This window comes from Pseudomonas sp. FYR_2 (assembly GCF_043106425.1).
Taxonomy (GTDB): Bacteria; Pseudomonadota; Gammaproteobacteria; order Pseudomonadales; family Pseudomonadaceae; genus Aquipseudomonas; species Aquipseudomonas monteilii.
In genome coordinates, this window is record NZ_JBICMM010000010.1 from 19,170 (window position 1) to 28,651 (window position 9,482).

Annotated in this window: 10 protein-coding genes; 8 read left to right on the forward strand and 2 right to left on the reverse strand. The window is 63.4% G+C overall.

Translation table 11 applies throughout. The features are described 5' to 3' along the window. Positions 1 to 35 precede the first annotated feature (35 nt). Positions 36 to 1,430 (reverse strand): argininosuccinate lyase, encoded by a 1,395-nt coding sequence (gene argH / locus ACF8R4_RS01890; protein ID WP_024087971.1) that lies wholly within the window; start codon positions 1,428 to 1,430, stop codon positions 36 to 38. 296 nt (positions 1,431 to 1,726) lie between these two features. Between argH and ACF8R4_RS01895 the strand changes: the two genes are divergently transcribed. From ACF8R4_RS01895 to ACF8R4_RS01925, 7 genes are all read left to right on the forward strand, one after another. After that, entirely contained in the window at positions 1,727 to 2,470 is a 744-nt protein-coding gene (locus ACF8R4_RS01895; RefSeq protein ID WP_060499468.1) for a LytTR family DNA-binding domain-containing protein, read from the forward strand. Between the two features lie 117 nt (positions 2,471 to 2,587). Next, entirely contained in the window at positions 2,588 to 3,529 is a 942-nt protein-coding gene (hemC, locus tag ACF8R4_RS01900) for a hydroxymethylbilane synthase (protein WP_104833633.1), read from the forward strand. Then, entirely contained in the window at positions 3,526 to 4,293 is a 768-nt protein-coding gene (locus tag ACF8R4_RS01905) for a uroporphyrinogen-III synthase (protein WP_060499466.1), read from the forward strand. Before hemC ends, ACF8R4_RS01905 begins: the two co-directional genes overlap by 4 nt. Positions 4,294 to 4,338: 45 nt before the next feature. Continuing rightward, on the forward strand, positions 4,339 to 5,439 hold the full coding sequence (locus ACF8R4_RS01910; protein WP_060499465.1) for a uroporphyrinogen-III C-methyltransferase: 1,101 nt from the start codon (positions 4,339 to 4,341) through the stop codon (positions 5,437 to 5,439). Next, positions 5,436 to 6,674: a heme biosynthesis protein HemY gene (locus ACF8R4_RS01915; protein ID WP_016714408.1), complete on the forward strand. Its 1,239-nt coding sequence runs from the start codon at positions 5,436 to 5,438 to the stop codon at positions 6,672 to 6,674. The genes ACF8R4_RS01910 and ACF8R4_RS01915 overlap by 4 nt, the downstream gene beginning before the upstream one ends. 222 nt (positions 6,675 to 6,896) lie before the next feature. Next, positions 6,897 to 7,403, forward strand: coding sequence for a disulfide bond formation protein B (locus ACF8R4_RS01920; RefSeq protein WP_060499464.1), 507 nt, complete (start codon positions 6,897 to 6,899; stop codon positions 7,401 to 7,403). Positions 7,404 to 7,633: 230 nt separating this feature from the next. Next, entirely contained in the window at positions 7,634 to 8,104 is a 471-nt protein-coding gene (locus ACF8R4_RS01925; RefSeq protein WP_060499463.1) for an Rsd/AlgQ family anti-sigma factor, read from the forward strand. 9 nt (positions 8,105 to 8,113) lie between these two features. Here the strand turns inward: ACF8R4_RS01925 and ACF8R4_RS01930 are convergent, their stop codons facing one another. Continuing rightward, complete coding sequence (locus ACF8R4_RS01930) at positions 8,114 to 8,752, reverse strand: FKBP-type peptidyl-prolyl cis-trans isomerase (protein WP_060499471.1); 639 nt, start codon at positions 8,750 to 8,752, stop codon at positions 8,114 to 8,116. Between the two features lie 179 nt (positions 8,753 to 8,931). On the opposite strand from ACF8R4_RS01930, the gene ACF8R4_RS01935 reads away from it, so the two are divergent. Continuing rightward, the coding region (locus ACF8R4_RS01935) for an AlgP family protein (RefSeq protein WP_392491583.1) at positions 8,932 to 9,482 on the forward strand (551 nt) is incomplete at its 3' end.

A 9,482-nucleotide genomic window follows, 5' to 3' on the forward strand; every position in this document is an offset into this window, starting at 1 on the left:
CCCGCGAACGAGGGCGAAGCCCTCGCCTTGAGACCTTAACGCGAAGCCAGCAGCGCCTTGCCGCGAACAACCGCCGCGCGCACCTGCGCCGGCGCCGTACCACCAATATGATCACGGGCATTCACCGACCCTTCCAGGGTCAGCACGGCAAACACGTCCTGCTCGATCTGGTCGCTGAACTGGCGCAGTTCGTCCAGGCTCATCTCGGCCAGGTCCTTGCCGGTGTCCACGCCATACTTCACCGCGTGGCCAACGATTTCGTGGCAGTCACGGAACGGCAGGCCACGGCGTACCAGGTAGTCAGCCAGGTCGGTGGCGGTTGAGAAACCGCGCAGGGCCGCTTCACGCATGATGGCGTGCTTGGGCTTGATCGCCGGGATCATGTCGGCGAAGGCACGCAGCGAGTCGCGCAGGGTATCGGCGGCGTCGAACAGCGGCTCCTTGTCTTCCTGATTGTCCTTGTTATAGGCCAGCGGCTGGCCTTTCATCAGAGTCAGCAGGCCGGTCAGGGCGCCGAACACGCGGCCGGTCTTGCCACGTACCAGCTCTGGCACGTCCGGGTTCTTTTTCTGCGGCATGATCGAGCTGCCGGTGCAGAAACGATCAGGCAGGTCGATGAACTGGAACTGCGCGCTGGTCCACAGCACCAGCTCTTCGGAGAAGCGCGACAGGTGCATCATCGCCACGCTGGCAGCAGCACAGAATTCGATGGCGAAGTCGCGGTCCGACACGCCGTCCAGCGAGTTGCCGGCCACGGCTTCGAAGCCCAGCAGCTTGCAGGTGAGTTCGCGGTCGATCGGGTAGGTGGTGCCCGCCAGCGCGGCGCTGCCCAGGGGCATGCGGTTGGTGCGCTTGCGGCAGTCGACCAGGCGCTCGTAGTCGCGGCTGAGCATTTCGAACCAGGCCAGCAGGTGGTGGCCGAAGGTGACCGGCTGGGCCGTCTGCAGGTGGGTGAAGCCAGGCATGATGGTTTCGGCTTCACGCTCGGCCTGCTCCAGCAGGCCCTGCTGCAGGCGGGTGATTTCGGCCAGGATCAGGTCGATTTCATCGCGCAGCCACAGGCGGATATCGGTGGCCACCTGGTCGTTGCGGCTACGGCCGGTGTGCAGCTTCTTGCCGGTGATGCCGATACGGTCGGTCAGGCGTGCTTCGATGTTCATGTGCACGTCTTCGAGGTCGACGCGCCAGTCGAAGTTGCCAGCCTCGATCTCGCCCTGGATGGTTTTCAGGCCATCGATGATGGTGTCGCGCTCGGCATCGCTGAGCACGCCGACCTGCGCCAGCATGGTGGCATGGGCGATCGAACCCATGATGTCGTGGCGGTACAGGCGCTTGTCGAAATCGACCGAGGCGGTGAAACGGGCGACGAAGGCGTCGACGGGCTCACTGAAGCGGCCGCCCCAGGACTGATTGGTCTTGTCGGTGCTCATGGATTCACTCATTGCAGGCGTGAACGAAAAAGTGGCGCCGATAATAGCAGGGTTGGGCTGGCCGCCGCAGGGCGCTGGTCGAGAGAAATGCCCGGAAAAGGGTGGTGAACGATTTTAAGGAATGAACGGCAGTGTTCCACGGACCGTCTACAGTTGGACAGAGGACTGGCAGTGAATCTGCCGGCCGAGTGAATCTTTGGCCATCGCACCGGTCTAGAGCGTGACCGCAGTGTCGCTCGAACCACACCTGTCTACGCTATACCTGTGCGAGACTCATTCAGGAATCCAGCGCAATTATGAATGTCCTGATCGTTGATGACGAACCCCAAGACCGTGAACGGCTTAGCCGGCTGCTCGGCGAACTGGAGGGTTACACCGTGCTGGAGCCTAGCGCCACCAACGGCGAGGAGGCCTTGGCGCTGATCGAAAGCCTCAAGCCCGATGTGGTCCTGCTGGACATCGGCATGCCAGGCCTGGATGGCCTGCAGGTTGCCGCACGCTTGTGCGAGCGCGAGGCGCCGCCGGCGGTGGTGTTTTGCACCGGGGATGACGAATACGGTGCCGAGGCATTCAAGGACAGTACCCTCAGCCATGTGACCAAGCCGTTCCAGGCCCAGGCGCTGCGCGATGCCTTGCGCAAGGCCGAAAAACCCAACCGCGCCCAGTTGGCGGCGCTTACCCGGCCGGCCAATGAAGGTGGCGGCCCGCGTAGCCACATCAGTGCCCGCACGCGCAAAGGTATCGAGCTGATTCCTTTGCCCCAGGTGATCTATTTCATTGCCGACCACAAATACGTGACCTTGCGCCATGAGGCCGGGGAAGTGTTGCTCGACGAGCCGCTCAAAGCCCTGGAGGATGAATTTGGCGAACGCTTCGTACGGATCCACCGCAATGCGCTGGTGGCTCGCGAACGCATCGAACGCCTGCAGCGTACTCCGCTGGGGCATTTTCAGCTGTACCTGAAAGGCCTGGACGGTGATGCCCTGACCGTCAGCCGGCGGCATGTGGCAGGCGTGCGCAAGATGATGCAAAGCCTCTGACTTCACTGGGGTTGCGCGTGTCTACAGCCGGCTGCATATTGCCTGTTGATCCACATCTGCAAGGGATACCGGCGATGCTGTTATCATCGACGGTATTTCTCTGGATCGGGGCGTTTCATGTCCACTCGCGAAATCCGCATTGCCACCCGTAAAAGTGCCTTGGCCCTGTGGCAGGCCGAATACGTCAAAGCCCGCCTCGAGCAGGCTCACCCCGGTCTGCTGGTGACCCTGGTGCCCATGGTCAGCCGTGGTGACAAGCTGCTCGATGCGCCGCTGGCCAAGATCGGCGGCAAGGGCCTGTTCGTCAAGGAACTGGAAACCGCCCTGCTGGACAACGAAGCCGACATCGCCGTGCATTCGATGAAGGATGTGCCCATGGACTTCCCCGAAGGCCTGGGCCTGTACTGCATCTGCGAGCGCGAAGACCCGCGCGATGCCTTCGTTTCCAATACCTTCGACAGCCTTGAAGCGCTGCCTGCCGGCAGCATCGTCGGCACCTCCAGCCTGCGCCGCCAGGCCCAGTTGCTGGCGCGCCGCCCAGACCTGCAAATCCGCTTCCTGCGAGGCAACGTCAACACCCGCCTGGCCAAGCTGGATGCTGGCGAGTACGACGCCATCATTCTCGCTGCAGCCGGCCTGATCCGCCTGGGCTTCGAAGACCGCATCACCTCCACCATCAGCGTCGATGACAGCCTGCCGGCTGGCGGGCAGGGCGCGGTGGGCATCGAGTGCCGCAGCGCCGACGTCGAGATCCACGCGCTGCTGGCGCCACTGCACCATGCCGACACCGCCGACCGGGTAGTGGCCGAACGTGCCCTGAACCAACGCCTGAATGGCGGCTGCCAGGTGCCGATCGCCTGCTACGCGGTGCTCGAAGGGGACCAGCTGTGGCTGCGTGGCCTGGTCGGTCAGCCTAGCGGCGGTACGTTGTTGGTGGCCGATGCCCGCGCCCCTCGCTCTGGCGCTGAAATGCTCGGCGTACAGGTAGCCGAAGACCTGCTGGGCCAGGGCGCCGAGGCCATCCTCAAGGAAGTCTACGGCGAGGCCGGCCACCCGTGAGCCAATGGCGCCTGTTGCTGACCCGCTCTGCCGAGGACTGCGCAGCACTGGCGCAAAGCCTGGCGGCAGCGGGGGTGGGCAGCAGCTGCATGCCGCTGCTGGAGATAGAGCCCGTCACCGGGCAGGCCCGGCAACGCCTGTTGCTGGACGGCCTGCATGGCTTCCAGGCGATCATCGTGGTCAGCAAACCTGCCGCCCGGCTGTTGCTTGAGCAACTGGCCGAGGCCGGTTTGCAGCCGCCACGGCAAGGCTGGTTCACCGTGGGCGAGGCCACTGCCGCAGTCCTGCAGGAGAAAGGCCTGGGGGTGAGCTGCCCGCCGCGTGGCGATGACAGCGAAGCCTTGCTGGCGCTGCCGACCCTGCGCCAGGCCGTTTCCGTGCCTGCGCCGCGTGTGTTGATCGTTCGCGGCGTCGGAGGTCGCGAACTGCTGGCAGAGCGTCTTGCAGAGCAAGGTGCTAGTGTCGAATATCTGGAACTGTATCGTCGCTGCCTGCCGGCTTATCCGGCGGGCACCCTGAAGCGTCGTATCGAAGCGGAACGCCTCAATGGCCTGGTGGTCAGCAGTGGGCAGGGTTTTGAACATTTGCAGCAGCTGGCCGGCGCCGATTGGCCGCAGTTGGCACAGTTGCCGCTGTTCGTGCCCAGCCCCAGGGTCGCCGAGCAGGCCAGGGCCGCCGGGGCCCAACAGGTTGTGGATTGCCGTGGCGCCAGTGCCACGGCCTTGCTGGCAGCTGTGCAGCGCAGCGCTGCACCTGCCTCTTAAGGCGCTAAGCTGAACGCGATGCGCCCCCATGCAAAGGATGGATACGTGAGCGAGACTGTCTTGTCCAATAACGATCAGCCGTCGGCACAGGCGCCGTCGGAACCCGTCACCGCCCCACCCGCCAAGCGCTCCGGCAATGGCCTGGCAGCGCTGGCCTTGCTGCTGGGTGCAGCCGGGGTGGCGGTAGGTGGCTGGGGTGTCTGGCAGGTACGCCAACTGCAAGGCAGTGAGTTCAACCAGGGCCAGCACATCGAAGCGCTGAACCAGCGCGCCGAAGCCCTGCAACAACGCGAACAGCAAATCAGCGCGCAATTGGCCAGCCTGCCGGCTGCCAGCGAACTGGAAGACCGCCGCCGCCTGGTGGCGCAATTGCAAGGTGACCAGCAACGCCTCAGCCAGCGCCTGGAAACCGTGCTAGGCGAGAGCCGCAAGGAATGGCGCCTGGCCGAGGCCGAGCACTTGCTGCGCCTGGCCACCCTGCGCCTGTCGGCGCTACAGGACATCACCAGCGCCAAGGCCCTTGTCGAGGGCGCTGATGAAATTCTGCGCGAACAGAGCGACCCAGGTGCCTTCGCCGCCCGCGAACAACTGGCGCGCAGCCTGGCCACGCTCAACAGCACCCAGCAGCCAGACCGTACCGGCCTGTTCCTGAAGCTGGCCGCTCAGCGCGAGCTGGTGCAGCAGCTCAGTGCCCAGTCCCCCGAGTTTGCCAGCAACGCCGATGCACTCGGCGCCCTGACTGCCGACGGTGATGGTGCCAGTCGCCTGTCGCAGTGGTGGGCAGAAATATCCAAGTACTTCCAGATCGACTTCAATGCCGATGACAACGTGCGGCCGTTGCTGGCCGGGCAGCAACTGAACCAGCTGCGCCTGGCCCTGAGCCTGACCATCGAGCAGGCCCAGTGGGCCGCACTCAATGGTGATGCCAAGGTTTACACCCAGGCGCTGGACGACGCCCGTAGCGTACTGTTGGCCAACTTCAACGCCGACAACCCACAAAGCAAGGCCATGCTCGACAGCCTGAATGCCCTGGCCGATCAGCCAGTGTCGGTGGTTACCCCCGACCTCAGCGAGAGCCTGGCGGCCGTGCAGGCCTATATTCAGCGCCGCCACCTGCCGGCCGAGGCTGAAGGGGGCAAGCCATGAAGCGTGTCTACCTGTTGGCTGTGCTGGCGATTGTGGTCGCTGCGGCGTTGGGGATCGCAGTCGCCAAGCACAGCGGCTACGTGCTGATTTCCTATGGTGGCTTCCGCTATCAGTCGGGGCTGTGGGCGGCTTTGGCCGGCCTGCTGGCCGTGGTCGCACTGCTGTGGTTGTTGCGTTACCTGGTTGGCTTGGTGCTGACCTCCAGCGGCGTGGTCAACCCGTGGTCGCGGCGCAACCGTAGCCGGCGCATTCGCGTGGCCATCGAACAGGGCCAGCTGGACCTCGCCGAAGGCCGCTGGGCCAGCGCCCAGCGCCACTTGCACCGTGCCGCCGAGGCCGAGCGCCAACCGCTGCTGTATTACCTGGGTGCCGCGCGTGCTGCCAACGAGCAAGGCCGCACCGAAGACAGCGACAACCTGCTGGAGCGGGCGCTGGAGCGTCAGCCGCAAGCGGAACTGGCCATTGCCCTGACGCATGCCCAGTTGCAGATGGACCGTGGCGAAAGTGACGGGGCGCTGGAAACCCTGCTGGCCATGCAGGAGCGTCATCCGCACAACACCCAGGTGCTGCGCCTGCTGCAACGTCTGCACCTGGAACGTGGTGACTGGTCGGCCCTCATCCGCCTTTTGCCCGATCTACGCAAGGGCAAGGTACTGCCGCCCGCCGAGCTGGCTGCCCTTGAACAACGCGCCTGGGGCCAGAACCTGAGCCTGGCCACCACCCGTGGCGAAGACGCACAAAGTGCGCGTCAGGCCCTGGAGCGAGCCTGGCAGCAATTGACCGCAGCCCAGCGTCAGGAACCACAGCTGGTGCTGGCATACGCCGAGCAATTGCGCCAGGTGGGCGCGCAGAGCGAGGCCGAACAGGTGCTGCGCACTGCGCTCAAGCGTGACTACGAAAGCCACCTGGCCCGCTTGTACGGGTTGGTGCGCGGTGATGACCCGGCGCGCCAGCTGCAAACCGCCGAAGGCTGGCTCAAGGCTCATCCGCAAGACGCCAGCCTGCTGCTGACCCTGGGCCGTCTGAGCCTGCAGAACCGCCTGTGGGGCAAGGCACGTGACTATCTGGAAAGCAGCCTGCGCATGGAGCGCAACCCCGAGGCTTGTGCCGAGCTGGCCCGCCTGCTTGCTGGCCTGGGCGAGACCGAACGCAGCAACCAGCTGTTCCAGGAGGGCCTCGGCCTGCTGGACGAGCGCCTGCTGGCCCTGCCGTTGCCAGAAGGCGTACGCGCCTGACCCACCCCAAAGCCCGCGCCAAGGCGCGGGCTTTGGGGGCTGGTAATTTATCTACGCCTGCACGTTGGCGCTGCAATCCCTTTCTTCAGTCACCTCCTACCACCACTCTAGAAATTTCCTACACGATTCAGCGACTTGTCGTTGCTGTCGCGCCTTGAAACAAAGCGCGTCTTTCCTCTACCGTTTCAAGCCACTCCTTCTTCCCCGGGACCTTCACCGCCCATGCTGCCGGCCCGTTTGCGCTCCTTTTTCCTTCCTGCCTGCCTGGCCGCATTGGCGGTGCTGGCTGCGTCTTTCCAACTGGAAAACATGCCAGGGCTGGTGCCGTGCCCCTTGTGCTTCAGCCAGCGTCTGCTGCTCGCGGCGTACGCGTTGCTGTGCCTGGGGGCTGTGCTGCAGGCGCCAGGCTTGCAGGGCATCCGCCGGTACGCGCGGGCGACGCTGGGCTGCTCGCTGGCCGGTGCGTTGCTGGCGGCGCGGCATGTCTGGTTGCAGGGCGCTGGTGCGGTCATCCATGTATGTCCGGTTCCGATTGGGCGGGTGTTCGAGCAATCCTGGGGCGAGGCGGCGCGGCAACTGTTGCTGGGTGGCCCGGATTGCAACTCGCTGACTTGGAGCTTTCTCGACCTGACACTGCCCGAGTGGAGCCTGTTGGCCTTTCTGCTGCTGGCGGCGCTGCCCTTGAGTTGCCTGCTGGCTTATCGTTTCCGCACCCTGGCACGAACTTGACCTGCGCAAGGTTGCGTCATGAGTGTGACCAATGGCGATGTAACAGGGTATTAAACACTTGTATGAACTTTGTGTGCTGCGTACCTTGATGGGCAGCACGCGCGGGAATAATCTCGCAGCACGTATACCGAAAACACAACCGCTCGATGCCGTCCTGCTGATGTCACCTTTGTGCTGCGCGGTCGTGGTGCGAGGTGCAGCGGCATCTACCCAGAAGGGAAGAGATCGCCATGCTCGATAGTTGTCAGAATGCTCAGGAACGCTGGGGTGGGGTTCACAAGCTGATCGACCGTTGGCTGGAGGAGCGCCAGCAACTGGTGCAGGCTTTCCGCGACCTGCGCGATGCCAAGCCGGCCTTTGCTGACAAAGATACGCACAGTGACTTCTGTGCACTCTTGGTCGACTACGTTTCGGCGTGGCATTTCGAGGTCTGCGAACAACTGGTCAGTGAGGCCAAGGCATTCGATGACGAGAAAGCGCTGAAGCTGGCTGAAGAGATCAATCCGCGGATCAATGACATCACCCAGATTGCACTGGCCTTCAATGATCATTGCAGCAAGGGCGAGTGCAAGGACACCGAGCGCTTCGCCGAGAAGCTGGCCAAGCTGGGCGGCCTGCTGCACGAGCGCTTCGAACTCGAAGACTGCCTGATCGAAGTGCTGCACACCGCGCACAAGGAAGAGGGCGCAGTCGAGGCCTGAACGTTGGCGTCAGTCGCCAACCGCCAGCAGCTCGATCTCGAATACCAGAGGTGTATAGGGTGCGATCAGGTCACCCGCTCCTTCGGCGCCGTAGGCCTGCGCTGAAGGAATCACCAGGCGCCATTTGGCGCCAGCGTGCATCAGCGGCAAGGCCACCTGCCACCCTTCGATCACCGAATCCAGGCTGAACCACTGCGGTGTCTGGTTCTGGTCGAACACCGAGCCATCCGGCAGCCTGCCCACATAGCGAACCTGCACTTTGCCGCCTGCTTTGGGCTGTGCGCCCGTGCCTGGCTGCAGTTCACTGTACAGCACACCCTCCGGTAGTTCGTGCACACCATAACGGCCACGCTCATTGGCCATGAAGCGTGTTTCGGCTGCCCGGAGTTTCTGCGTGTCGGCATCACCTGCCTGTGCTTCATGCTGCTGGAGCACAGCCTGCATGCGTGCCTTGTCCAGCTTCAGTGGTTGGCCCTGATAGGACTGCTTCAGGCCTTCGACCAGTGCATCCAGTTGCAAGCCTGGCATCTCTTGGCGTAACCGCTCACCCAGGCTCGCGCCCAGGCTGTAGGCCAGGTCGTGCTCGTCACTGTCGGCCATGGCGATGGGGGCCAGCAGGCATAAACCTAATACAAGATATCGAGGCAACACCCTGGCTCCCAAAGATCAGCAATGATTAATTCAGCAACTACACTTTCACGCAGCTGCAAGATAACAACTTTGCCCAGGCATGCAACGCAGCGTCACTATTACGGTCAACATGCCCTAGCGGCGGTAGCAGCAGAAGCATAGTATGAGCCGCAATCTCGTCAGCCAGGAGGTAAACCATGTCGGCCAAAAAGAAGCCAGTAAGTACGCCGTTACACCTGCTCCAGCAACTTTCGGGCAGCCTGCTCGAACACTTGGAAGAGGCCTGCTCGCAAGCGCTGGCTGATGCGGAAAAACTGCTGGCCAAGTTGGAAAAGCAGCGTGGCAAAGCGCAGGAAAAACTGCACAACGGCCGCCTGAAATTGCAGGATGCCGCAAAGGCAGGTAAAGCCAAGGCGCAGACCAAAGCGCAAAAAGCCATCGGCGAACTTGAAGAACTGCTCGATTCCCTCAAGGAACGCCAAACCCAGACCCGCTCTTATATTCAGCAACTCAAGCGTGACGCTCAAGACAGCCTCAAGCTGGCCCAGGGCGTAGGCAAGGTTCGCGAGGCCGCAGCCAAAGCGCTGGATTCGCGTGCTGCCAAAACCAGCAAGCCGGCTGCTGTCAAACCTGCGGCGAAGCCAGCTGCCAAAGCGACTGCTGCTGCCAAGCCTGCGGCGAAGCCAGCCGCCAAAGCGACCGCTGCTGCCAAACCTGCGGCTAAGCCAGCTGCCAAAGCGACCGCTGC

Coding starts and splice junctions, on each gene's coding strand:
- argH (WP_024087971.1), bottom strand. CDS start 1,430: ATGAGCACCGACAAGACCAATCAGTCCTGGGGCGGCCGCTTCAGTGAG.
- ACF8R4_RS01895 (WP_060499468.1), top strand. CDS start 1,727: ATGAATGTCCTGATCGTTGATGACGAACCCCAAGACCGTGAACGGCTT.
- hemC (WP_104833633.1), top strand. CDS start 2,588: ATGTCCACTCGCGAAATCCGCATTGCCACCCGTAAAAGTGCCTTGGCC.
- ACF8R4_RS01915 (WP_016714408.1), top strand. CDS start 5,436: ATGAAGCGTGTCTACCTGTTGGCTGTGCTGGCGATTGTGGTCGCTGCG.
- ACF8R4_RS01920 (WP_060499464.1), top strand. CDS start 6,897: ATGCTGCCGGCCCGTTTGCGCTCCTTTTTCCTTCCTGCCTGCCTGGCC.
- ACF8R4_RS01925 (WP_060499463.1), top strand. CDS start 7,634: ATGCTCGATAGTTGTCAGAATGCTCAGGAACGCTGGGGTGGGGTTCAC.